The sequence below is a fragment of the Parasphingorhabdus sp. genome (genome assembly GCF_048269915.1).
In the GTDB taxonomy this organism is placed as follows: Bacteria; Pseudomonadota; Alphaproteobacteria; order Sphingomonadales; family Sphingomonadaceae; genus Parasphingorhabdus.
Genome location: NZ_JBLWTY010000001.1, coordinates 906351 through 929893 on the forward strand (window position 1 = coordinate 906351; position 23543 = coordinate 929893).

Genomic DNA, 23543 nt, shown 5'->3' on the forward strand with positions numbered 1-23543 from the left:
GCGAGAAACTCGCGGCCCTTTTTGTATCTGATGGAGAAACCGGTGACCGACTACACGCAAATCCTCTATGATGTGGCCGATAATATCGCGACCATCACGATCAATCGCCCGGAAAAGATGAACGCCTTTACCGGGACGATGATCCAGGAAATGACCGACGCCTTTGACCGGATTGACGCCGACGATGATGTGCGGGCTGTGGTGGTCACCGGAGCCGGGGACCGCGCCTTTTGTGCAGGAGCCGATCTGACTCCGGAAACTGGCGGAGGGCCGTTTGCCAGCGATGAACCGGTGGAGGATTATTCCGATCCCCGCGTCCGTGACGGTGGTGGTTTGCTGATCCTGCGCATCTACCAGTGTCTGAAACCAGTGATCGGTGCGATAAATGGTGCCGCAGTGGGCGTTGGCGCGACCATGCTGTTGCCGATGGATATGCGACTGGCGAGCGAGACTGCGCGTTTTGGTTTTGTCTTTGCCCGGCGCGGCATTGCCCCTGATGGCGCGGCAAGCTGGTTCCTGCCAAATCTGGTGGGGCGTGCACAGGCTCTGGAATGGTGCCTGACCGGCCGTATTTTCGACGCGCAGGAAGCGCTCAAGGGGGGGCTGGTGAGATCCCTCCACAAACCGGAAGAATTGCTCCGCGCTGCTTATGCTCTGGCGCGCGAGATTGTGGATAATACCGCGCCGGTATCGGTGGCTGTAACCCGGCAGATGCTGTGGCAACTGCCAGCCGCCGATCACCCGATGGAAGCGCATAAGGTCGATAGCCGGATCATTTATAATCGGGCGCATTCTGCCGATGCGAAAGAGGGCATCGCGAGTTTTCTGGAAAAGCGCAAACCTGAATATCCGGATAAAGTGTCGAGCGACTTGCCAGACAGCTTCCCATGGTGGAAAGAACCTGTCTATAAATGACAAAAATGTGACGTAGTGCGTATTGGGGAAATGTGATGGGGATCGAGAAATTGCCGGCAAAAGAGAGTGAAGCCGGGGCACGAGACAAGCTGATCGAGACCGCGAGCCAGATCATGCGCGATGGTGACACGATCGATATCTCATTCAGTGAGCTATCGGTGCTGTCCGGGCTCAACAGCGCATTGGTCAAATATTATTTCGGCAACAAGGACGGGTTGCTTGAGGCGATTCTCGAGCGGGATATGGACAATATCCTTGAACAGGTCGGCCTGTTGATCAAAAAGGACATGCCGCCGGAAGACAAGCTGCGCCATCATATTGGCGCGGTGATCGACACTTATTTCGAATTTCCCTATCTCAACCGCCTGACCATGCGCCTGATTCGTGACCTGCCGCCGGAAGGCGCGCGGAACATTGCGGACAAATATCTCAAACCATTGTCCGAGGCCTATAATATTTTTGTCGGAGAGGGAATCAAGTCGGGCGTGTTTCGCGACATGGACCCCGATCTGTTTTACTCCGCCGTGACCGGCGCCGCTGACCGCTTCTTTACCGGCAAGCTGGTGTGGAAATATTGCTATGGCCGGGATGATTTTGACGAACGGATGCGTGACGCCTATCGCGAGCAGACGGTCGACCTGATCATGGCCGGGATTTTGAAGTAACAGGCGTTTATTCGGCCGCTTCGCTGTCCGGTTCCAGCTGGTTCTGCGTGCGCAGTTCGAAATCGCTCGCGTCATGGCGTTCGCGCAGCTGGCCTTCGAGATCGCCCCAGGCGCGGTTGACCATCTTGCCGCGCTTCACGGCTGGGCGTTGGGCGATCATCTCGGTCCAGCGATTCATATTTTTATAGGAGGCCGTGTCGAGAAATTCGGCGGCCTCGTAGACGACATTCTTGACCAGCGCGCCATACCAGGGCCAGATTGCGATATCGGCGATGCTATATTCGTCGCCTGCCATATATTCATTCTCCGCGAGGTGACGGTCGAGCACGTCGAGCTGTCGTTTAACCTCCATCGCAAAGCGGTCGATGCAATATTCGATCTTTACTGGCGCATAGGCGTAGAAATGGCCAAAGCCACCGCCGAGATAGGGGGCGCTTCCCATTTGCCAGAATAGCCAGTTGAGCGCTTCCGTGCGCTTGTTGTGATCGCCGGGGAGAAATGCACCGAATTTTTCGGCGAGATAGAGCAGTATTGAACCGGATTCGAAAAGCCGTGTCGGTTTATCCGTGCTGTAATCCATCAACGCCGGGATCTTGCTGTTCGGATTGATGTCGACAAAGCCGCTGCCGAATTGATCGCCTTCGCGGATATTGATCAGCCAGGCGTCATATTCCGCGCCTTTATGGCCGAGCGCGAGAAGCTCCTCAAGCATCACCGTGACTTTTACACCATTGGGTGTCGCCATCGAATATAGCTGCAGAGGATGTTTGCCCACCGGAAGCGCATGTTCCTTGGTAGCGCCGGCGATCGGACGATTGATATTGGCAAATTGGCCACCATTTTCCTTGTCCCATTTCCAGACCTTGGGCGGGGTGTAATCGGGCAGGTCCGTGGTCATCGGTAGGCTCCTTATCTTTGCGTTGGACAGCAGATAACAGTTGCCGCGATTGCAATCACGCAAGTTTTTCTGCGTTCGCTCAAAGCGGATTTATGACCGCCGTCTAATCTCCGGGCGGGATGCTATCGGATATCGTGACGCTCCTGGTTCATTTCGGCGAAGCTTTTATCCTTGTCGACGCGGACATCCTGCGGCAGGCCGAGTACCCGCTCGGCAATGATATTCTTGAGAATCTCGTCCGTGCCGCCCGCAATTCTCAGCCCCGGTGCCCACATGAAGCTTTCCTGGAAGATCGCCTCGGCCGGGGCTTCATCCTTGTCCAGGATCAGGCCGTAATGATCCTGCATTTCTATGGCGCTGTTGCAGATGTCCTGCAGGTGGTTGGCGTTGATGATCTTGCCGATGCTGTTTTCCGGTCCGGGTGTTTCACCCCGTGACAAGGCTGTCTGGGTACGGAATTTGGTCAGCTTGTAGCCCTGTGCCGCGACATACCAGTCGGCCAGCTTCTCGCGGAACGCCTGATCGGAAATGGTTCCGGCAGACCGGGCATAATCCATGATTTCCTTCCAGTCCGGTCCGGGTGACCCACCCACCGCCAGCCGCTCGTTCATCAAGGTGACCAGTGCCACTTTCCAGCCCATGCCGGGCTCGCCCAGACGGTCGCTGTCCGGGATGCGGACATCGGTGAAATAGACTTCGTTAAATTCGCTGCCGCCCGAAGCCTGATGGATTGGCCGTACATCGACGCCCTGCTGCTTCATATCGACGATGAACATCGTGAGACCCTTGTGCTTGGGCACATTGGGATCGGTGCGGACCAGCAAAATGCCATAATCGGAATAATGGGCTCCGGAAGTCCACACTTTTTGACCGTTTATGACCCATTCGTCACCATCCTTAATCGCCTTGGTCTTGAGACCGGCGACATCGGAACCGGCGGCCGGTTCGGAGAACAGCTGGCACCAGATTTCTTCACCCATCAGCGCTTTCTGGACATAGCGTTTCTTGTGCGCGTCCGAGCCAAAGGCGATCACCGTCGGGATGCACATGCCGAGGCCAATCGCGAACGGGCCGGTGGGCGCGTCGAATTTGGCTTCTTCCTGTCCCCAGATCACCTGCTGCATCACGGTGCCGCCGCGACCGCCCATTTCCTTGGGCCAGGTGATCTGCGCGAAGCCGCCTTCCGCCTTGGTCTTCTGCCAGGCCTTGGCGCGGGCAAGAAAATCCTCGCGGCCACCGGCGCGCAGCGCACCGGGCGTTTTCGGTTTCAGATGCTGTGAAAGGAAGGCCCGCGCTTCGCCGCGAAATTCTGCTTCTTCAGGGGTGTCGTTGAAATCCATGTTCAATTCCTCTCAATCATTTTTTGCTTCGAGCGCGCTGACTAGCTTCTCTTTCCAGACCGCCGGGCTGCCCGCCTGTACGGCCAGCAATTTGGCGCGGCGGTAGAAGAGATGGCAATCGACCTCCCAGGTGAAGCCCATGCCGCCGTGCGTCTGGATATTCTCCTTGGAGGCAAACCAGAAAGCTTCCGATGCAGCGACCCGCGCCGCTGCTGCTGCCTCGGGCAGTTCCGCCGCGTCGCTGGACAAGGCCCATGCGCCATAATAGGCGTTGGAGCGCGCCACTTCGTTCTTCACATACATGTCGGCAAGCTTGTGCTTGATCGCCTGATAGCCACCAATCGCACGGCCGAAAGCCTGACGTTCCTTGGCATAGGCATTGGCCATTTCCAGACAGCGGGCGGCTCCGCCCAATTGTTCAAAGGCGATCAGCACGGCCGCCCGGTCATTGATCTGGTCGAGCAGCGCCATGCCATGGCCCTGTTCGCCCAGCAGCTCAGCCGCTGCTCCGTCAAAGCTGATTGTCGCATGACTGCGCGTGGGCTCGAGGGTTTTGATCGATTGGCGCGACACACCATCCTGATTGAGATCGACAATGACGAGGCTCTCGCCGCTGCCATCCTTGACGAGGACGACCGCATGGGTTGCGATATCGCCATCGGTGACCGGGATTTTTTTGCCGGAAATCTTGCCGCCCGACAGCCGCGTGGCAGTTTTTCCTGCCTCTATTGCGCCGGGGCCTTCGCTGACCGCGAGGCAGCCGATGACGCTACCGTCGGCAACCTTGGGCAGCAGTTGCGATTTTTGCTCTTCGCTACCCGCCAGTTTCAGCGCTTCGGCAAAGAAATAGGCTGATGAACCGAATGGAACCGGTGCCAGGGTCCGGCCCAGCTCCTCGGCTATCACGCAAAGTTCCAGCATGCCGAGGCCAAGTCCGCCATATTCTTCGGGGATTGCCGCACCGAGCCAGCCCATTTCGACGATTTGCTTCCAGACGGTTTCATTGTGGCTTTTGCCCTCGTCATCAAGCACTTCGCGCACCTGCGCCATCGTGCATTGTGCCTCGAGAAACTTGCGCGCTTCATCGCGGAGAAATTTTTGATCGTCAGAAAAATCAAAATTCATGGTTCAAACCTCGTCCTGTTTTATCATTGTCATTCGTCATTGGCCGGCATGCCGAGCGCGCCGCGTATTTCGTCATTGTCGGCACCCAGTGTCGGCGGATCGGCGTAGACATTGGCCGGGCTGGCGGAATAGAGAATCGGATGTTTGATCGACCGATATTTCCCCGTTTTCTCGCTTTCCCGCTCTTCCCAGAATCCAACCTGTTTGAGATGCGGGTCTTCCAGAACATCTGCCATCCTATTGTAGCGCATCGCCGGAATATTATGCTCGTCGAGCAGCGCCAGCCACTCATCCGAGGTTTTGGTCGAGGCGATTTCCTCGATCAAGCCGTAGAGCGCGGTGATATTTTTCGTGCGTTCGGCATAGGTCGCGAAGCGCGGTTCCTCGAACACGCCGGGTTTGCCGCCCAGTTCGAAGAATTTCTCCCACTGCGCATCATTATAGGGAACCAGCCCGATATAGCCGTCCTTGGTCGGATAGGGCTTGCGATTCTTGTTGATCGATCTTGTATAGGCAAGCTTGCCATTGCCGGGCAGGTAGGTTTCACCCCAGAGATTCTCGACCATGTTGAACCAGGTGAAAGCTTCGAACATCGGTACCTGGACAAACTGGCCCTCGCCGGTTTTTTCCTTGTGATACAGGGCGGCAAGCGTTGCATTGACCGCGAACAGCCCGATGGTCTTGTCCGCCACCAGCGACGGCACGTAGAGCGGCCGGCCGCTGTCGCCGCGCATTTCGAACAGCGAGGCGAAGCCGGAAGCGCCCTGGATCAGATCATCATAGGCCTGGCGGTGGGAATATTCCCCGCCCTGGCCGAATCCGGCGCAATGGACATAGACGATGCCCGGATTGATAGCCTTGACGCTTTCATAATCCAGACCAAGGCGTTCCATGCCTGCCAGACGGACATTGTGGAAAAACACATCGGCATGTTTCAGCAATTCCAGAATGACCGCCTTGTCATTCTCTTTCTTGCCGTTGAGGGTGATCGATTTCTTGTTGCGGTTGAGCGATGCAAAAATCGGACCGAGATCACCGGTCGGACTGTCGCCGGCATGGCGCATCATGTCGCCGGCAAATTTTCCGTCGCCATTTTCGATCTTGATGACATCTGCGCCCATGTCGGCGAAATTTACTGTCGCGAAAGGCCCGAGCACCACAGTCGACATATCGACAATTTTCAACCCTTTCAGTGGACCTGTTGGTTCGGTTTCCCATTTCAGTTCCGGCCAGCCGCCCATCAACAAATCTCCATTTTAGCTAGTGCATGATTCCGTCATGCTGTTATCATGTTTAATCGATTGATGAACTGTTTATTTTGAGGGAATTAACAATGGTATTGGCAGATCCCAAGGCACCGGTGCTGGTCGGTGTCGGTGAGGCAAGCGGTCAGAAGCTGAAGCAGGTGCAGGGGCTTGAATGGCCCTCGACGGTTGATCTGGCCTCTGCGGCGATCGGCCAGGCGCTGGCTGACAGCGGAGCCGCAGACAAATTGGCGCGCTCGATCGACTGTCTGCTATCGATTCGCCTGTTCCATGACAGCGGCCTGCCACATGATTGCGGTTCGCCGGAAAATCATCCCGAAGCCGTGGCAATGGCGGCGGGCCTCAATCCCGCCACTTTGCTCTACGGTGATGTCGGTGGCCAGAGCCCGCAAAAGCATCTCAACAAGCTCGCCTGTCAGGTTCATGATGGTGAATATAAGGCGGTGGTCCTGTCCAGCGCGGAAAATGTCGGGACGGTCAAGCGCGCCCGGCGCAGCGGCCACAAGCTCGACTGGAGCCAGCCGGCGACCCGCGAGATGACCGATCTCAAGACCGACCAGGACAAGATGCTCACCGCCTATGAATGGCGCCAGGGCCTGATCAACATGCCGATGGCCTATGGGATTGTCGAAAATGCCCGGCGCGCACGGCTGGGGATGGATCGCGACAGCTATGCGCAGAGCATGGCCGAGCTTTGGGAGGCCTTTGCCGGTGTATCGCTGACGCGCGAACATGCACAATTTGCCCGGAAATGGACGGCAGAAGAATTGCTCGCCGACGACCATGGCAATTACCGGCTCAACGATCCCTATCGCCGCTGGATGGTGGCGCAGGATGCGGTCGAACTGGGCGCGGCGGTGATCCTGACCACGGCCGGCCATGCAGCGGAACTGGGCATTGCTGAAGACAGGATGATCTATCTGCACAGCGGCGCCGACGCGAGCGTGCCGCTGATGAGCCACCAGGCGGACCTGTCGATTTCTCCGGCGATGGAAGTGGCTTTCCCGAAGGCGCTGGAACTGGCCGAAGTGAGCGCTGAGGATCTCGGCCCGATTGATATTTACAGCTGCTTCCCCGTCGCCGTGTCGCTGGCAATGGACGCGCTCGGTTCACCGGACCGTTCGCTGTCTTCCTACACGCTCACCGGCGGGCTGAGCTTTTTCGGTGGACCGGGCAACAGCTATAGCGCACACGGCATGGTCGCTCTGGTCGAGGCATTGCGCAAGGATGGCAGCAAGCCGGGCATGATCTCGGCCAATGGCGGCGTGATCAACAAGGAATCGGTCGGCATCTATGCCGCGCAACCGGTCGCGGGCGGCTGGTCACCCGACCGGATCGCCGCGCCGGTGCGGATTCCGAAACCGGACCATGTCAAACCGGACCATTATTTCACCGGCAAGGCAGTGATCAAAAGCTATGCCATGCCTTATGGCAAGGCCAGTCGCGGCGCGGCGAGCCTGTGGCTGCAGGACGAGCAGGGTCTGCCCGCCATCGGCGTCCTGCCCGTTGCGCCGGAAGATACCGACCTGATCGGGCTGGCGGTCGATGTGACGGCCGTGGATGAGCGCAATATCGCCAAGCTCAGCGGATGATCTGCATATCGAGCAATTCGACCTGCGGCGTCAGATAGGAATCGCGGCAGGGCTCGTCCTTCGCCAGGTCGGTTGACAGATATTTGCTGTTGCTGTCGGCGAAGATCGTCGCGACCGCCTTGCGCGTGCCGTCGGCATAGGCCGGTTGCTGCAGCGCGACGCGGATCGCGGCGACCAGATTGATGCCGCTTGAAATGCCGACGCCGAGGCCGAATTCCTTGCCGAGCTTCTGCGCCATCAGGATCGCGTCGCCGTCATGCACGCCGATCACCGCGTCCAGTTCGGACAGGTCGAGGATGTCGGGGATGAATTCATCGGACAGGCCCTGTACCCGGTGCTGGCCGCATTTGTGGCCGACCGACAGGGTCGGCGATTCGATCGGTTCGACCGGATGGACACGGATGCTCGCGTCGCGGCCCTTCAGATAGCGGCCCATGCCCATGACCGTTCCGCCGGTGCCGACACCAGCAACAAAGCCGCCCAGCTTTCCGCCGTCTGCGGCAACCTGCTGCCAGAGCTCGGGGCCGGTGCCTTCGGCATGTTCGTCGGCATTGACCGGGTTGGAGAATTGGCGGGGCATATAGGCGCCCTGCGCGCCCAGTTCCTCGGCAGCAGCCATGCAGCCGAGAAAGCCGCCTTCCTCGCGCGAGATAAGGCGCACATCGGCGCCATAGATGGCAAGAATGGCGCGCCGTTCGGCGCTGACCCAGTCGGGCATGAAGATGGTGACGGGATGGCCAAGCGCGCAACCAATCGCGGCAAAGGAAATGCCGCTATTGCCGCTGGTGGCCTCGACAATGGTCTGGCCGGGCAGCAGATCGCCGCGCCGCATCGCATCCTGCAGGATCGCCAGCGCCATCCGGTCCTTGATGCTGCCGGACAGGTTGTACATTTCCGCCTTGGCGTAAATCGTGACGTTCTGTTCCTCGCTGCGCGCGAGGATCTTGATCGCGGGCGTATTGCCGATCAGCGCCGCAAGCGACTGCAGCTTGTCTTCCTGTACCCGGCCTACAAAATCCAGCATTGTAATTTCCCCTGTCATCATCTGCATCCGCATATGAAGCCAGCCATGCGGGAAATCCTTGTCAATTATTGGTGATATCGTTCCAATAACGTGATAATAATCTATTTATGATCAAAGAATCAAAAAATATTGATGATAATGACCGGAATATCCTGAAAGCCTTGCAGCGCGATGCCAGCCTGTCGCTGGAAAATCTCGCGGCGCAGCTCAGCCTCTCGACCAATGCCTGCTGGCGGCGGATCAAGCGGATGGAGGCGGACGGGATCATCGCCCGCCGGGTGGTGATTGTCGAGCCGGAAGCGGTCGGTTTCGGCATGACCGTCTTTGTCGCCGTGCGGACCAATGACCATAGCGACCAATGGCTGGAGAAATTCGCGGCTGCCGCCTCGGCGGTCGAGGAAGTGGTCGAACTCTACCGGATGGCCGGCGACGTGGACTATCTGCTCAAGCTGCTGGTCCGCGATGTCGCCGACTATGACCGGGTGTATAAGAAACTGATCAAGGCGGTGCCCTTGTCCGATGTATCGGCGAGCTTTGCGATGGAGCGGATCAAATATGAGACGGCGGTGCCGGTTTGAGGCAATAGGTGAGTGGCATTAGGTGGGGGGGCAAGCTGGTAAAAGCCTAGTATCCGCATTTGGCGCGAAAGCTTGCGATATTTGTATTGTATCGGGCAAAAAACAAGATATCCAAGCGCAATGTTTTTCAACCGGATCAAGTGCGATAATATTATCGTTCGGACACGGCTACTGTCGTTTTTCGCGATATGTTGGCTGCCTTTTTTGATATTCTGGGTGATCGGCTATTACAATTTGGGAAACAATTTTTTTAATCTCAGTCACCTGCTGAACGAGAGAGAACTCTTGTTCAATCCAGTTTTTTCGATACTTGTGCTCTTAGTCATGTTCACAATTTGTTTGGTCTCCTCGATCGATCTTATACTATCTAGGCCATGTTTTCTGGGTATTGTGGATAGTGATCTAATTTTTATGGGAAGAAAACGGATACCTCTAGCCGAAATCGAAATCGACCAAATCAAACTCGTTGGCCGCTTCAAAAATATCGTGGCCATTCCTCGATTAGGGGGTAAAAAAGCGCTGCATGTCCCTTTGTTGAAAACGGACTGCAGCAAGGGGCAGTCGATCAACGTGATCAAGGCCGGAATACTGCAAGCATTTCAAAGGACAACTCTATCTGAGCTGTAGTTGCTAAGGACTGCTCAGGGGAAACTACATACATTAAATGTAGTCCATTTTTCGGCCATCCGGAGCATGTTCGATGATAATCATTATCCTCCGTAACACCTGCAGAGAGCTAACCAGGTCAAACCGCCACAACATCCTGCCGGATCGCGCCAAAGATCGAGTGCCCGTCCGCATCCAGCATCTGGATTTTCACCGTATCACCCGCGCTCATGAATGGTGTCTTGGGCGCGCCGTCGTTGATCGTCTCGATCATCCGGATTTCTGCGATGCAGCTGTATCCGAGGCCGCCTTCTGAAACCGGCTTGCCGGGGTCGCCATCGGGGCCCTGGTTGGACACGGTGCCGGAACCGATGATCGTGCCTGCTGACAGGGGACGGGTCTTTGCGGCATGGGCGACCAGATCGGCGAGGCTGAAGGTTGCGTCCTTGCCGGCATTGGCGCGGCCGAAGGGTTCGCGGTTATAGTCGACCTGCAGCGGCAGATGGATGACCGAGTCTTTCCACGCATCGCCCAGTTCATCGGGAGTCACGCAAACCGGTGAGAAAGCCGATGGCGGTTTCGACTGGAAAAAGCCGAAGCCCTTGGCCAGCTCGCCGGGGATCAGGCCGCGCAGGGACACATCGTTGCACAGCATGACCAGCTTGATATGACCAGCGGCATCGGCAGCACTGACGCCCGGTGGCACATCGTCGGTGATGACCGCGATCTCGCCTTCCATGTCGCAGCCCCATTTGGGATCACCTAGCGGGATATCGTCTCGCGGGCCGAGGAATGCGTCCGAGCCGCCCTGATACATCAGCGGATCGCTGTAGAAACTTTCCGGCACCTCCGCGCCGCGGGCTTTGCGGACCAGTTCGACATGATTGATATAGGCGCTGCCATCGGCCCATTGATAGGCGCGGGGCAGGGGCGATTCGGCCAGCCGCTCGTGAAAGCGCTCGCAGGGCACGGTCTCATGTTCGACATCGCGGTAAAGCGCTTCCAGTTTCGGCGCGCATTGCTCCCAGTCGTCCAGCGCCGCCTGCAGGGTCGGGGCGATATTACTCGCTTCGCAGCAGCGGGTGAGGTCCTTGGAGACCACGACAAGGCGGCCGTCACGGGTGTCATTTTTCAGGGTAGCGAGTTTCATGTGCGTTCCTCGGTCTGTCTGCCGTTCGTCTCGAGTCCTTCGTCAAGCTCAGAATTCGAGAGACCGGTGCGTGTGGGCTCTGTGTCTCGACTACGCTCGACACGAACGGAAATAAAGTCGCTTGTGATTCAATATTCGTCGCGCGCTTTTGCGTGCAGCCACGCGGCATGTTGTGGCGCTTTCTTGGTGCGGCTCCATTCCTCGAGCATGTCGGGCGCGACCCGGCGCAGCTCGGCCATTTCTTCGTCCGTGCCGATATCGCAGGTCAGCTCGAGCCGATGGCCGTTGGGATCGAAGAAATAGATCGACTTGAAAATCCCGTGATGGGTAGGGCCGATGACTTCAAGCCCTTCCGCCTCCGCATTGGCCTTTGCCGCCATCAGCTCTTCAAGCGAACCAAGTTTGAAAGCGATATGCTGGACCCAGGCTGGCGTATTCTGGTCGCGGTCCATATCCGGCTGCTCGGGCAGCTCGAAAAAGGCGAGAATATTGCCGCCGCCAGCGTCGAGAAAAACATGCATATAGGGGTCATATGCGCCGGTCGAGGGGACTTCATTCTCGGCAAAAGCGAGCTGGAAATCCATGCCCATCACACGCTTGTAAAAATCGACCGTCTCTTTGGCGTCCTTGCAGCGATAGGCGACATGGTGGATGCCCTGGATCTTGGGTGCGGTCATTATGCTGGCTCCTCTACTTTCAGCACACCCCGCGACACCTGATCGCGTTCGATGCTCTCGAACAGGGCCTTGAAATTGCCCTCGCCAAAACCATCATCGCCCTTTCTCTGGATAAATTCAAAGAAAACCGGACCGACCTGCGCTTCTGCAAAAATTTGCAGCAGGAGACGGGGTTCGCCGCCCTCTGTTGTGCCATCAAGCAATATGCCGCGCATCTTGAGCGCATCGACACTCTCGCCATGGCCGGGAAGGCGTTCGTCCAGCATGTCATAATAAGTGTCGGGCGGCGCGGTCATGAAAGGCACGCCCAGTTTCTTGAGCCGGTCCCAGCAGGCGACCAGATCGTCACAGATCAATGCGATATGCTGGATGCCCTCGCCGTTGAATTCGCGCAGGAATTCCTCGATCTGGCCCTTGCCGCCTTCCCCTTCCTCGTTGAGCGGGATGCGGATCTTGCCATCAGGTGCGGTCAGCGCCTTGGAGGTCAGGCCGGTATATTCGCCCTTGATGTCGAAGAAGCGGATTTCGCGGAAGTTGAACAGGGTCTCGTAATAGTCTGCCCAATATTTCATCCGGCCGCCGTAGACATTATGGGTCAGGTGATCGATGATGTTGAAGCCCGCGCCCACCGGATGGCGATCAACGCCGGGCAGATATTCGAAGTCGATATCGTAGATGGAGAGATTCTCTCCCCGTTCGCCGCCCTCATAGCGGTCGACCAGATAGAGAATCGCGCCGCCGATGCCGCGGATTGCCGGGATGCGCAATTCCATCGGTCCGGTTTCGACATGCACGGGCTCGGCACCTTTTTCGAGCAGATAGGCATAGGCCTGCCGTGCATCCTTCACCCGGAAAGCCATGCCGCAGGCGGAGGGGCCGTGCTCGCGGGCGAAATACCAGGCCGCCGATTTCGGTTCATAGTTGATGATCAGATTGATTCCGCCCTGCCGCCACAGATGCACGTCTTTCGACCGGTGCCGGGCAATCTCGGTAAAGCCCATGACCGCGAAGACCGGTTCGAGCACGCCGCGCTCGGGCGCGCAAAATTCGACAAATTCAAAGCCGTCCAGGCCAACGGGATTTTCAAACAGATCAGCCACGATAATTTCCTTGAGATAAAGCGGGGTCCAGGTGCAATATAGTTGCAAATGAAACTATAGCGAATTTGCTCAAGATGTGCAAGGGACAAGATACTCACTTTGTCGAGAATGAATGAGACAAGGAGCAGCATTGGGAGAGGAAAATAATGCAAAAACGCCACCAGCTGGTATTCATGGCCTTTCTGGCCATTTTCATCTGCTATATCGACCGGGTTTCGATTTCGGTCGCGATCATACCGATGGTCGAAACCTATGGCTGGGACCTGACGACGCAGGGCTTGGTATTGTCGAGCTTCTTTGTCGGCTATCTGTTGTTGCAGATCATCGGCGGCAAGCTCGCCGACCGCTATGGCGGCAAGGTCGTTCTCGGTTTTGGCGTTTTGCTATGGTCATTCTTCACCCTCATCACGCCGCCAGCCGCCGCCTTCGGGCTGGTGGTGCTGATCGTCGTCCGAATCTTGATGGGTATGGGCGAAGCGGTTACCTTTCCGGCGATATTTGCGCAATATTCGCGCTGGATCCCCCTGAAGGAACGGGCCCGGTCGGTCGCTTTTTCCAATAGTGGCCTTCCTCTCGGCACGGTATTCGCGCTTTTGGTAACGCCGGTGATTGTCGCAAAGCTTGGCTGGGAATGGGTATTTTACCTGTTCGGCATTGCCGGCTTTGCATGGTGTATCGTCTGGCAGTTTCTGATTGCGCCCAGTCCGCGCAAACAAGCCGGTATCAGTCCGGAGGAACTTGCGATCATCGAGGCTGGCGCTATTTCAGATGAGGCCACTCCGCCGACGCCGTGGCGTGCCTTGCTCACCAATATGCCGGTATGGGCGATTATCGTCGCCCATTTTTGCAACAACTGGTCACTCTATGTTTTGCTCGCCTGGCTGCCGACATTCGTCAACAAGGGGCTCGGCGTCGACTATGCGTCCGTCGGTCTGTTTGCCATGATGCCGCATATTGCTGCGTTCATTTTCCTGAACGTGGCCGGCAATGTCGCCGACCGGCTGGTCAAGGGCGGCATGTCGGTCACCCGTGTCCGCAAGCTGATGATGACGATCGCTTTTGGCGGGATAGGAACATCGCTAGTCCTTGTCGGGCTGGTGGAGGATGCCGTGACCGCCATTGCGATCATGACCGCTGGCAGCGCGCTGGGCGCGTTCGCGGTTCCCGGATTTTTCATCAATCATATGGATATTGCTCCGCAGCATAGCGGTACGTTGATGGGCATCACCAATACGGCGGGAACAATTCCTGGTATTATCGGTGTGTCGGTGAGTGGCTGGATATTGCAGACCACCGGATCATGGGCGATCCTGTTTCTGGTCGCTGCCGGTGTGACCTTTTTCGGTCTGATATTCTATCTGTTGTTCGGCAGCGGCGAGCGTCAGTTCGAGGATGTTCCCGCTCAGTGAACATCCCCGGATTGCGGTAATATCCTGACGTTGCGTGGATGACCGCAAGGATGATTTGCGGTTCGTCCGGTTTTCGAACGCAGAGCGACGAGGCGCGTCACACGCTCGGGGTTTATCCGTCTAAGTACGTATTGCTGCCTATCGGTCATAATCTTACCATTCTCAGGGGATTTGTCCGTATGATCTGGATGGAGGAGTAGCCTAGATGAACCGGCGGAACTTTTTGATAGGTGGCGGTTCGTTGATAGCCGCAGGGGGAGTTGCCGCCGCCATTGGCGTCAAACAGACGGGATCAATGCAGGACTATGAAAAGGCTGCCGCAAATTTGCGCGAACCGCTGGCGCTACAGCCTGATGATCACGAACTGATTCGTTACGCCACGCTGGCCGCCAGCGGTCACAATACCCAGCCCTGGAAATTTCGTGTGCAGAAAAGCAGCATCGAGATTCTTCCGGACTATTCCCGGCGAACGGTGGTGGTTGACCCCGATGACCATCATCTGTTCGCAAGCCTTGGCTGTGCTGCCGAGAACCTCATGATTTCCGGTGCGGCCACTGGCCGCGCGAGCGCGCTTCGAATGGATCCGGCTGAAAATGGCAAAGTCGTGGTGGATATGGTAGCCGGGCGGCTGGATCGCTCAGCCTTGTTTGATGCGATTCCGAAACGGCAATCGACAAGGACGAACTATGATGGCCGGTCCGTTAGCATGGCGAAGCTGCGGTTACTGGATGCTGCGGCGCAAGTGGATGGGGTAAACGTGATCCTGCTAACCGATAGACCCCAGATCAATCTTGTCCGCGATCTCGTAATTGCCGGCAATAGCGCGCAAATGGCGGATGCAGATTTTGTTGATGAGCTGAAGCAATGGATCCGTTTCAACCCCCGGGACGCGATGGCTGTGCGCGATGGCCTTTTTGGCGCGTGTAGCGGCAATCCAAGCGCGCCTGGCTGGTTGGGCCGCCCGCTATTTGATCTGTCTTTCACGACACAGAGCGAGAATGACAAATATGCCGGGCAGATTGATGGTTCGGCCGGTATTGCGGTGTTTGTCGCAGAGAAGAATGATCCGGAACATTGGGTGCAAGCGGGCCGATCCAGTCAACGGTTTGCGCTTCAAGCAACTGCCCTTGGGCTGAAACTAGCCTATATCAATCAACCCACCGAAGTGTCCAAATTGCGCCCCGATCTGGCCGCTTTGGTCGGGATGCAAGGATACCGGCCCAATATCGTTATGCGCTTTGGCCATGGACAGACCATGCCCATGTCACTGCGCCGGCCGGTGAGTGCAGTGCTGATAAATTAGGCCGGATGCCAGCTTCAAAAGAGGTCCACATCGTGAAGACGCTGGCCGCATATTCTTTGCGGACCGGTATCGCGCACGCCATTACCAATGCGTTTGATTTGCACAGGGGTTGAGGATCGACAAGAGTCAGTGAAAATCCCGCGACTTCGGCAATATCCGGACATTGCGCGGATGACCATGGCGCGGATAGGCGGGCCGCGGCCGGGTGACATCGCGCGCTGAACGCGCCGCTTGCCGGTCCTCGTTGCGATAGACCGGCCGGTTGACCTCGTCGGCGCGGGCCATCGGCATGTCGGGCCGGTCGCGGGCGGTTATCTCGTCGAGCATGAAGGTATAATCCTCGACCCGGCTGGTCATCAAATGGGTCACGCCCTCGGCGCTCCGCTGGACCTCTCCGGTGGCGAGCATCAGCCGGGCGGCCATCACCGGACGGCGCATTTTCTCGAACCGGCTGGCCCAGAGCAGCAGGTTGGATATCCCGCTTTCATCCTCCAGCGTGATGAACACCGCATTGCCCTTGCCGGGCCGCTGGCGGATCAGGACGACGCCGGCGACCTTGGCCTGTGATCCATTTTTGGCCCGCGCAATTTCTGCGCAGCTGAGCACCCCCATGGCGCGGAACCGCTCGCGCAGAAATTCCATCGGATGGCCTTTCAGCGACAGCCGCACACTCTGATAGTCGGCAACGACATGCTCGCCTTTGCTCATCGCGGGCAGATGTACCTCCTGTTCCTCGCCCAGCTCCCTGGCCTGCGCGGCTTCGAACAAGGGCAGCGTGTTGACCGGGGTGCGGCGGACTTCCCATAGCGCCTGCCGCCGGTCGAGGCCCAGCGACCGGCAGGCATCGGCATCGGCGAGCAGGCGCAGGGCGCGGGCCGGGAGCTTGGCCTTGCGGGCCAGTTCCTCGACATTGCGGAACGGGCGCTTGGCGATGATCTGTTCGGCCCATGCTTCGCGGAAACCGTCGATCTGGCGGAAACCGATGCGGAGGGAGATGTCCCCCTCCCGCTTGCGGGAGGGGCTAGGGGTAGGATTATCTGGCATTTCGGGCCCACCCCCGACCCCTCCCGCAAGCGGGAGGGGAGAGTTTCTCTCCAACCCGTTATCCCAGCCACTATGGTTCACATCCGGCTCCTGCACCATCACCCCGTGCTCGCGAGCATCGCGAACAATCTGCGCAGGCGCATAAAAGCCCATCGGCTGCGAGTTGAGCAAAGCCGCCGCGAAGACCGCCGGATGATGGCATTTGATCCAGCTCGACACATAGACCAGCCGGGCAAAGCTGATTGCATGGCTTTCCGGAAAGCCATAGCTGCCAAAGCCCTGGATCTGCTTGTAGCAGCGCTCGGCAAAATCCCGTTCATAACCTTTGGCGACCATGCCTTCGATCATCTTCGCCTCGAAATGATGGATCGTGCCGACATTGCGAAAGGTCGCCATTGCCCGGCGCAGCTTGTTGGCATCGCCAGAGGAGAAATTGGCGGCGACAATTGCCAGCTTCATCGCCTGTTCCTGAAACAGTGGCACGCCAAAGGTCCGGCCGAGTACCGATTTCAGTTCATCCGGATCATGTTGCGGCGCGGGCGAGGGCAGAGTGACCTTCTCCACGCCGCTGCGCCGCCGCAAATAGGGATGCACCATTTCCCCCTCGATCGGCCCGGGCCGGACAATCGCCACCTGGATCACCAGATCGTAAAAGACCCGCGGTTTCAGCCGCGGCAGCATGTTGATCTGGGCCCGGCTCTCGACCTGGAACACGCCGATACTGTCACCCTTGCACAGCATGTCATAGGTCGCCGGGTCCTCGTGCGGGATATTCTGCAGATCATGGTCCCCGGCTCCGATGTCGCGCATGATGTCAAACGCCTTGCGGATGCAGGTGAGCATGCCGAGCGCCAAAATATCGACCTTCATCAGGCCGAGCGCATCAATATCATCCTTGTCCCACTCGATGAACGTGCGGTCGTCCATCGCGGCATTGTGGATCGGCACGGTCTCGTCGAGCCGGTCCTGAGTCAGCACGAAACCGCCGACATGCTGCGACAGGTGGCGAGGAAATTGCAGAATCTGCTGAACCAGATCGCCCAGCCGCCGGATTTCCGGATTGTCCGGATCAAGGCCGGTCTCGGCAAAACGCTGGTCGGGCGCCTTGCCTCCATGGCTGCCCCAGACGGTACTGGAGAGGCGGCTGGTAATATCCTCCGACAGGCCGAGCGCCTTGCCGACCTCGCGGATAGCGCTGCGCGAGCGGTAATGGACGACTGTTGCGGCAATCCCGGCGCGGTGGCGGCCATAGCGCTCGTAAATATACTGGATCACCTCCTCGCGCCGTTCATGCTCGAAATCGACGTCGATATCCGGTGGTTCGCGGCGTTCCTCGGAAATGAAGCGCGAGAAGAGCAGGTCATGTTTCATCGGATCGGCCGAGGTGATGCCGAGCAGATAACAGACCGCGCTATTCGCTGCCGATCCGCGGCCCTGACAGAGTATCTCCTGATCCTGGGCAAATTTGACGATATCGTGGACGGTCAGAAAATAGGGCGCATAGTCCATTTTGGCGATCAGCCGCAGTTCCTCTCCGACCTTTGCGCGCAACCGTTCGGGAAGACTTGCACCATGCCGGGCATGGGCGGCGGACCAGGTCAGATGTTCGAGCCAGTCCTGCGGGGTCCAGCCTTCGGGTACCGGTTCGTCGGGATAATGATAGCTCAGCTCATCGAGCGTGAAAGCGACCAGGTCGAGCAACTTCTGTGTCTCCGCGATGGCTTCTGGATAATCGCGAAACAGGCGCGCCATTTCTGCCGGGGGTTTGAGAAATCGTTCGGCATTGGCGGCGAGCAGCCGGCCCGCCTTGGCGATCGTGGTCTTCTCGGCAATGCAGGTCAATATGTCGTGGAGCGGCCGCTGCTGCGGCGTCGCATAGAGCGGGTCATTGGTGGCGAGAAGGGGGAGGCCGGTTGTTTGGGACAGGCCGTGCAGTTTCTCCAGATGGCGCTTGTCGGGACCCGAGCGCGGCATGGTCGCACCGAGCCAGATATGGGGGGTGAGAGAGTGGAGTTCGTTAATAAGCCCCTCCCTTTCAAGGGAGGGGGAAGGGGTGGGATATGAGGAAGCTGGCTCGATGCCCGCTTCTGAATTTTGCGAGTGGGGACAGGCCCCACCCCAACCCCTCCCCTGAAGGGGAGGGGCTAATATAATCAAAGCCCAATCCGCGCTGCACCACTCCAGCAGATCCGCCGCATATAAAAAACATTCCCCCTTTTCCGCCCGCAAATTCCCGGTCGAGAGCAACCGTGTCAGTCGGCCCCAGCCGCGCCGGTTGCGGGGGTAGACAATCACCTCCGGCGTATCATCGGCAAAGACCAGCCGCGATCCGACGATCAGCTTGAGGTCCGGCAGCACCAGCCCTTCTTCCGCCGCATCCTCGCGGGTCCGGCGCAGCGCCGCATGCGCCCGCACGACCCCGGCGACGCTGTTGCGGTCGGCAATCCCGATCCCGGTCATGCCCAGCGCCATTGCCTGCATCACCATATCGGCGGGGGAGGAGGCGCCGCGCAGAAAGCTGTAATGGGTGGAAGCGCAAAGTTCGGCGAATATCGTCATTGCGAGGAGACGCGTCCGTTCGTGTCGAGCGAAGTCGAGACACCCCTAACGGCCTCTCGACTTCGGCAGGAACTGCCGAAGTTTATCCTGAGCCTGTCGAAGGGCTCGAGGCGAACGGATTTAAGGCAACAGATATTCTCCATCAAGCAAACAGCCCGTGCACATACCAGTCCGGGTTCACCTTCTCCTCGCCATACAGCCCGTGGCGGAACAGCCAGTAGCGCCGCCCGCGGGCATCCTCGACGCGGTAATAGTCGCGGGTCAGGCCGCCCTTGCCGGGTTGCTGCCCGTCGGTGCGCTGCCACCATTCCGAGGTGATCCGCTCCGGTCCTTCGTAGCGGATCACCTGATGGGCCTTGCGCCGCCAGGTGAAGCGATGCGGCGGGCCGTCGGGGACCTCGGCGATCACCTGCACCCGCTGCGGCGGATCGAACATGTGCAGCGGGCGCAATGGGGGGTTGCTTTCTTGCTCGCTCACGCTCGCGAACGGTGCCGGCCCGCTCCCCCTCCCGACCACCCAGTGCGACTGTACCCTGTTGGGTGGTCGGGAGGGGGAGCGGGCTGGTGCCGCATCAAAACCAAGCGCGGGCAGGGCGAGCAGGCCCTGTTCGGGGATATGGCTGTCGGCGGGGGCAAATTTCTGCACCCGGTCGCGGCCCAGCCTTGTGCTGAGCTGGCTGAGCAGAGCGACTTCGTCGCCCTGCCGGTCCTCGCCGCCCTCGAGCCTTAATTGTTGCGGTGCCAGCGGTTCTGCCGCGACGATGCTCAGCCGGATCAGGTCATAGCCGAAGCCGGGATTCAGCGGATCATTGAGCGCCTCGATCCGTTCGCGCAGCAGCCGCCGGAACAGCGCGCCATCGCGGGTCGGCGCGCCGGTCTCCAGACCGAGCCGCGCGACATCGCCATCGCAGCGGAACAGCATCATCCGGATCATCCGCGCGCCCTGACCGCGCTCGTTGAGCCGTTCGGACGCTTCGGCAAACAGTTCCGACAGGCAGGCGAGGGCGGCATCAATATGGGTCAAAGGCTCGGCAAAGCGACGCTCGGTCACCACATTGCCCAGCCGGCGCAGCGGATCGATCGGCCGGTCCTCGGCGCCCAATATCCGGTCGAGCCGCAAGGTAAGCTCCATCCCGAACCGCGCTGCCAGATTGGCGCGCGGGCGTTCGGCCAGATCGCCGATATGATAAAGCCCGGCCCGTTCCAGCGCCTGATGGATTTTCGCGTCCATATCCAGTGCGCTCACCGGCAACTGGGCCTCTGCCCCTTCCTTCAGGCCATGCCGGGCCAGCGCCAGCGCCCCGTCGGCGGTTCCGGCGAGGGCCCAGCAGGTGCCATGGCCCGCTGCATCCAGCCGGTCCTCGGCATCCTGCGCCAGCGCGGTCTCGCTGGCGAAAAAATGCGCTGCGCCCGTGATATCGAGAATCAGCGCACAAGGCGGCTTGACCGCCACCATCGGCGTGTAACGTTCGCAGGCCTCGGCCAGCCGTGACAGCAGTGCCGCGTCGGCCAGCGGATCATGGTCAAAGGCGCGCAGGTCCGGCACCCGCGCCCGTGCATCGGCGAGCTTCATGCCCGGCCCCAGCCCTAGCGCTACCGCCTGCCGGTCGGCCGCCATGATCACCATTGCGCCGCGAATTTTTGCGATCAGCGCAAAGGGATGGTCAGGCGGCCCGTGTGCCCTGATGATCCGCTCGGACGGCAGCCAGGGCAGGACCAGCGCCAGCATGCGGCGCGCGCCTTTTGTCCGGTTGGCCGCTCTGCTGCTCGCGGAAAAGCTGATCGTCACGGTTCCACTCCAGTCGGGCGCTGAGCCCGTAAAGACCGCTGCGATGGCGCAGCAGATTGATATCAAAGGCGCTATGGCCCGGAGCATTGGCCTCCAGCGCGAGGGACGGCGCGGCGGCCACCTGCCAGCGGCTGAAGGCTGATGTCGGCAGGGGGTTTTCCGCATCGCTGCCGGAGCGCAGGATCAGGCCGAGCACGCCCGATTTTTGCGCCGAAAGAGAAAGCCGTCTGGTCGCGGTCAGGTCGAGGCCCCGGGGTTTCTTCCCCGCCAGTTCGACAATCACCGCCGCCATTGCCAAAGAGCGCATGCCGTCGGCCGCCGCGCGCAGCACCGCGATGCTGTCCGGTGCATCGACATGGACCATGGCAGACGGGTCCAGCCCCAGCTCCGCCAGTCCCGGTGGATAGAGCCGACCCTGCCGCCGGGTCTCGCCGCTTTCGCTGATCCACAATATGGGCCGTTCTTCTCCCTTGTCCGGCAGCCGGCTCCTGTGCGCCAGCAGCAATGCCATGGCCGCAGCGCTGGTCCGGTCGTCCCGGCTTGCCGCATGCAGCTCATGTAAAGCCGCGCGGGGCAGGCCATCGGCCCCGGCATTGCCGCGCAGAGCCGCATCAATTCGTTCCACGCCCAGGGTGAAGTACGACGGTGCGTCGTCGTCAGCGGCTGTCCGTGTACCAGATGCTGCCAATATCTTCGCGAGCCGCGCCCGCAAGACAGAAGGTTTCGCCGGTGGCAAACCGGGCACAGAAGAGGGGTTGGCCGGTAAAGGCCCGAAAGCCCGTCCCGAATCCGAATCATTATTGTTCATGGTTTGTTCTAGACTAGCGAAGAACGGAACCGGGTCAAGCAGACTTGTGATTTGACAGAGTTGGATTTTGCATATCGCATCCGGGTCCGGTGCGATGCTGGCTGCGCCTGCGGTCCACGGATTACGGGCAGCGATTACGGCAAAAGCTGAAGGGCGATAGCCAAAAAAAGGCCGCCCCTGCTCAAGGCAGGAGCGGCAAGGGGCACCTGGTAAATTTTAAAATAGGTTCAGAACAGGCCCGCTACTGCGGCTAGCGCGATCGCTGCCAATATCGTCGAAAGGCCGAGCACCAGGGGCATATAGCGAGTGGTGAAGCCCTGCCGGGCGTTGGTTTTGTTCAATTGAGTCATGGGATTTTCCTGTTATTTTTCTGGTTTGATCCGGGACGGCTTACAAGTTGGCCGAGAGCATCCAAGACGCTTCTTCCAGGGCACCAATCCGCGCCGTCAGCAGATCTGCGGTGAAAACATCATCCGCATCCTCGGCGGTTTTGACAAATTCGCGCATCTGGTCTGCGACCGCGAGATTATCTTCCGTCAGCTGCTTGAGCATGGCTTTGGCATCGCCCCAGTCGACCTGATCGTCGATCACGCTATTTTTGACATAGGTCGAAAGGCCGACCGGTGTTTTCGCGCCCAGGGCCCGGATTCGTTCGGCAATAGTATCGATCGAGGCGGCGAGGTCTTCATATTGGGCTTCGGTCAGCTTGTGGACGCTGACGAACAAGGGACCGGTGACGTTCCAGTGGACCGATTGGGTCTTTTGATAGAGCACATAGGTCGAGGCCAAGGCGTCGCCAAGCTTCTCGGCCATTTTGGCGCGGTCGGTTTTTTTAATGTCGCTTTTCATTTCGCGAAGCTCTGCAGATTTAATCGTTGTCGTCATGATTTGGTCTTCCTTCTTTTGTGGTGCGCTCGACGAACTGGCGGAGCGCGATACCTGTCCCAATTACGCGTCGATTGTCATTTGGTTCCGTATTGATTTTCGTGAACCAACGAGATTGATTCCATCGACCATCAGTGAACCGGCACAGAAGGAAAGGGCCGGAAATCCTCCATTTTTTCGGAACCGATCCGCGCCCGGCTGCGTTGACTGGGTAGAAACTTAAATGAAAGGAAGTCGGAAATGACGAATATTTCAAACGCAAAAATAGCTATTCTCGCGACCAACGGTTTTGAAAAATCGGAGCTTTTTGAACCCAGAAAACAGCTGATGGAAGCGGGCGCGAAAGTCACCATCATATCGCTGGAATCCGGATCAATCAAAAGCTGGGACCAGAAGGACTGGGGCGAAAGCATCGGCGTCGACATGATCGTGGACAATGCCAGCGAAAGCGATTTTGACGCGCTGGTTCTGCCCGGCGGGCAAATGAACCCCGACATCTTGCGCGCAGAAGACAAGGCGGTCGATTTTGTGAAGGCCTTTTTCGACGCCGGCAAACCGATTGCGGCAATTTGTCATGCGCCCTGGTTGCTGATTGAGGCGGATTTGGTGCAGGACCGCAATGTCACCGGCTATAAGTCGATCAAGACAGATTTGATCAACGCCGGTGCCCGGTTTGAAGATAGCGAAGTGGTGGTCGACAACGGTCTGATTACATCGCGCCATCCCGGTGATCTCGATGCGTTCAGCGCCAAGATTATCGAGGAGGTCAAAGAAGGCATCCACAAACGAATGCAAAAAGCAGCCTGATCAC

At 58.6% G+C, this 23543-nt stretch carries 20 protein-coding genes; 7 read left to right on the top strand and 13 right to left on the bottom strand.

Annotated elements, in window-relative coordinates; genetic code table 11:
- Positions 1–42: 42 nt before the first annotated feature.
- The gene (locus ACN0WX_RS04295) at positions 43–915 is read left to right on the top strand and encodes a crotonase/enoyl-CoA hydratase family protein (protein ID WP_417621036.1); all 873 of its coding nucleotides are present in this window, start codon (positions 43–45) and stop codon (positions 913–915) included.
- Positions 916–950: 35 nt separating this feature from the next.
- Positions 951–1580, top strand: coding sequence for a TetR family transcriptional regulator (locus ACN0WX_RS04300; protein WP_417621037.1), 630 nt, complete (start codon positions 951–953; stop codon positions 1578–1580).
- A 7-nt stretch (positions 1581–1587) separates the two neighbouring features.
- Here ACN0WX_RS04300 and yghU read toward each other — a convergent pair whose 3' ends face one another.
- The 4 genes from yghU to ACN0WX_RS04320 form a co-directional block, all read right to left on the bottom strand.
- Positions 1588–2478 (bottom strand): glutathione-dependent disulfide-bond oxidoreductase, encoded by an 891-nt coding sequence (gene yghU / locus ACN0WX_RS04305; protein ID WP_417621038.1) that lies wholly within the window; start codon positions 2476–2478, stop codon positions 1588–1590.
- Positions 2479–2600: 122 nt separating this feature from the next.
- Positions 2601–3818, bottom strand: coding sequence for an acyl-CoA dehydrogenase family protein (locus ACN0WX_RS04310; RefSeq protein WP_417621039.1), 1218 nt, complete (start codon positions 3816–3818; stop codon positions 2601–2603).
- Between the two features lie 12 nt (positions 3819–3830).
- Positions 3831–4943, bottom strand: a complete 1113-nt coding sequence (locus ACN0WX_RS04315; RefSeq protein ID WP_417621040.1) for an acyl-CoA dehydrogenase family protein — start codon at positions 4941–4943, stop codon at positions 3831–3833.
- Between the two features lie 29 nt (positions 4944–4972).
- Positions 4973–6184 carry a CaiB/BaiF CoA transferase family protein gene (locus ACN0WX_RS04320; protein ID WP_417621041.1) on the bottom strand — a complete coding sequence of 404 codons (1212 nt, stop codon included), beginning with the start codon at positions 6182–6184 and terminating at the stop codon, positions 4973–4975.
- Positions 6185–6276: 92 nt separating this feature from the next.
- Here ACN0WX_RS04320 and ACN0WX_RS04325 point away from each other — a divergent pair, with 92 nt between their 5' ends.
- A complete protein-coding gene (locus tag ACN0WX_RS04325; protein ID WP_417621042.1) occupies positions 6277–7800 on the top strand; it encodes a hypothetical protein in 1524 nt (507 codons plus the stop codon).
- Here the strand turns inward: ACN0WX_RS04325 and ACN0WX_RS04330 are convergent.
- Positions 7790–8824: a PLP-dependent cysteine synthase family protein gene (locus tag ACN0WX_RS04330; RefSeq protein ID WP_417621043.1), complete on the bottom strand. Its 1035-nt coding sequence runs from the start codon at positions 8822–8824 to the stop codon at positions 7790–7792. The two genes, ACN0WX_RS04325 and ACN0WX_RS04330, sit on opposite strands and share 11 nt — an antisense overlap.
- A gap of 107 nt (positions 8825–8931) precedes the next feature.
- Here ACN0WX_RS04330 and ACN0WX_RS04335 point away from each other — a divergent pair, with 107 nt between their 5' ends.
- Positions 8932–9402 (top strand): Lrp/AsnC family transcriptional regulator, encoded by a 471-nt coding sequence (locus ACN0WX_RS04335; RefSeq protein ID WP_417621044.1) that lies wholly within the window; start codon positions 8932–8934, stop codon positions 9400–9402.
- 745 nt (positions 9403–10147) lie between these two features.
- Here the strand turns inward: ACN0WX_RS04335 and ACN0WX_RS04340 are convergent.
- From ACN0WX_RS04340 to hppD, 3 genes are all read right to left on the bottom strand, one after another.
- On the bottom strand, positions 10148–11158 hold the full coding sequence (locus tag ACN0WX_RS04340) for a fumarylacetoacetate hydrolase family protein (RefSeq protein WP_417621045.1): 1011 nt from the start codon (positions 11156–11158) through the stop codon (positions 10148–10150).
- A 128-nt stretch (positions 11159–11286) separates the two neighbouring features.
- On the bottom strand, positions 11287–11835 hold the full coding sequence (locus ACN0WX_RS04345) for a VOC family protein (RefSeq protein ID WP_417621046.1): 549 nt from the start codon (positions 11833–11835) through the stop codon (positions 11287–11289).
- Entirely contained in the window at positions 11835–12935 is a 1101-nt protein-coding gene (gene hppD / locus ACN0WX_RS04350; protein WP_417621047.1) for a 4-hydroxyphenylpyruvate dioxygenase, read from the bottom strand. Before hppD ends, ACN0WX_RS04345 begins: the two co-directional genes overlap by 1 nt.
- Positions 12936–13081: 146 nt before the next feature.
- Here hppD and ACN0WX_RS04355 point away from each other — a divergent pair, with 146 nt between their 5' ends.
- The gene (locus ACN0WX_RS04355) at positions 13082–14344 is read left to right on the top strand and encodes an ACS family MFS transporter (RefSeq protein WP_417621048.1); all 1263 of its coding nucleotides are present in this window, start codon (positions 13082–13084) and stop codon (positions 14342–14344) included.
- Between the two features lie 205 nt (positions 14345–14549).
- The gene (locus tag ACN0WX_RS04360; RefSeq protein ID WP_417621049.1) at positions 14550–15647 is read left to right on the top strand and encodes an Acg family FMN-binding oxidoreductase; all 1098 of its coding nucleotides are present in this window, start codon (positions 14550–14552) and stop codon (positions 15645–15647) included.
- A gap of 126 nt (positions 15648–15773) precedes the next feature.
- On the opposite strand, the gene ACN0WX_RS04365 is transcribed toward ACN0WX_RS04360, so the two are convergent.
- The 5 genes from ACN0WX_RS04365 to ACN0WX_RS04385 all read right to left on the bottom strand — a co-directional run bounded on the left by ACN0WX_RS04365 (position 15774) and on the right by ACN0WX_RS04385 (position 22732).
- A complete protein-coding gene (locus ACN0WX_RS04365; protein ID WP_417621050.1) occupies positions 15774–19250 on the bottom strand; it encodes an error-prone DNA polymerase in 3477 nt (1158 codons plus the stop codon).
- 142 nt (positions 19251–19392) lie between these two features.
- Complete coding sequence (locus tag ACN0WX_RS04370) at positions 19393–20979, bottom strand: Y-family DNA polymerase (RefSeq protein WP_417621203.1); 1587 nt, start codon at positions 20977–20979, stop codon at positions 19393–19395.
- Positions 20915–21847, bottom strand: a complete 933-nt coding sequence (locus ACN0WX_RS04375; RefSeq protein ID WP_417621051.1) for an ImuA family protein — start codon at positions 21845–21847, stop codon at positions 20915–20917. The genes ACN0WX_RS04370 and ACN0WX_RS04375 overlap by 65 nt, the downstream gene beginning before the upstream one ends.
- A gap of 227 nt (positions 21848–22074) precedes the next feature.
- Entirely contained in the window at positions 22075–22197 is a 123-nt protein-coding gene (locus ACN0WX_RS04380) for a hypothetical protein (protein WP_417621052.1), read from the bottom strand.
- Positions 22198–22237: 40 nt separating this feature from the next.
- Positions 22238–22732: a Dps family protein gene (locus ACN0WX_RS04385; protein WP_417621053.1), complete on the bottom strand. Its 495-nt coding sequence runs from the start codon at positions 22730–22732 to the stop codon at positions 22238–22240.
- A 240-nt stretch (positions 22733–22972) separates the two neighbouring features.
- Here ACN0WX_RS04385 and ACN0WX_RS04390 point away from each other — a divergent pair, with 240 nt between their 5' ends.
- Positions 22973–23539 carry a type 1 glutamine amidotransferase domain-containing protein gene (locus tag ACN0WX_RS04390; RefSeq protein ID WP_417621054.1) on the top strand — a complete coding sequence of 189 codons (567 nt, stop codon included), beginning with the start codon at positions 22973–22975 and terminating at the stop codon, positions 23537–23539.
- Positions 23540–23543 lie beyond the last annotated feature (4 nt).

Coding starts and splice junctions, on each gene's coding strand:
- ACN0WX_RS04380 (WP_417621052.1), bottom strand. CDS start 22,197: ATGACTCAATTGAACAAAACCAACGCCCGGCAGGGCTTCACCACTCGC.
- yghU (WP_417621038.1), bottom strand. CDS start 2,478: ATGACCACGGACCTGCCCGATTACACCCCGCCCAAGGTCTGGAAATGG.
- ACN0WX_RS04355 (WP_417621048.1), top strand. CDS start 13,082: ATGCAAAAACGCCACCAGCTGGTATTCATGGCCTTTCTGGCCATTTTC.
- ACN0WX_RS04370 (WP_417621203.1), bottom strand. CDS start 20,979: ATGCTGGCGCTGGTCCTGCCCTGGCTGCCGTCCGAGCGGATCATCAGG.
- ACN0WX_RS04335 (WP_417621044.1), top strand. CDS start 8,932: ATGATCAAAGAATCAAAAAATATTGATGATAATGACCGGAATATCCTG.
- ACN0WX_RS04340 (WP_417621045.1), bottom strand. CDS start 11,158: ATGAAACTCGCTACCCTGAAAAATGACACCCGTGACGGCCGCCTTGTC.
- ACN0WX_RS04345 (WP_417621046.1), bottom strand. CDS start 11,835: ATGACCGCACCCAAGATCCAGGGCATCCACCATGTCGCCTATCGCTGC.
- ACN0WX_RS04315 (WP_417621040.1), bottom strand. CDS start 4,943: ATGAATTTTGATTTTTCTGACGATCAAAAATTTCTCCGCGATGAAGCG.
- ACN0WX_RS04325 (WP_417621042.1), top strand. CDS start 6,277: ATGGTATTGGCAGATCCCAAGGCACCGGTGCTGGTCGGTGTCGGTGAG.
- ACN0WX_RS04365 (WP_417621050.1), bottom strand. CDS start 19,250: ATGACGATATTCGCCGAACTTTGCGCTTCCACCCATTACAGCTTTCTG.
- ACN0WX_RS04300 (WP_417621037.1), top strand. CDS start 951: ATGGGGATCGAGAAATTGCCGGCAAAAGAGAGTGAAGCCGGGGCACGA.
- ACN0WX_RS04390 (WP_417621054.1), top strand. CDS start 22,973: ATGACGAATATTTCAAACGCAAAAATAGCTATTCTCGCGACCAACGGT.
- ACN0WX_RS04320 (WP_417621041.1), bottom strand. CDS start 6,184: ATGGGCGGCTGGCCGGAACTGAAATGGGAAACCGAACCAACAGGTCCA.
- ACN0WX_RS04385 (WP_417621053.1), bottom strand. CDS start 22,732: ATGACGACAACGATTAAATCTGCAGAGCTTCGCGAAATGAAAAGCGAC.
- ACN0WX_RS04360 (WP_417621049.1), top strand. CDS start 14,550: ATGAACCGGCGGAACTTTTTGATAGGTGGCGGTTCGTTGATAGCCGCA.
- ACN0WX_RS04330 (WP_417621043.1), bottom strand. CDS start 8,824: ATGCTGGATTTTGTAGGCCGGGTACAGGAAGACAAGCTGCAGTCGCTT.
- ACN0WX_RS04310 (WP_417621039.1), bottom strand. CDS start 3,818: ATGGATTTCAACGACACCCCTGAAGAAGCAGAATTTCGCGGCGAAGCG.
- ACN0WX_RS04375 (WP_417621051.1), bottom strand. CDS start 21,847: ATGAACAATAATGATTCGGATTCGGGACGGGCTTTCGGGCCTTTACCG.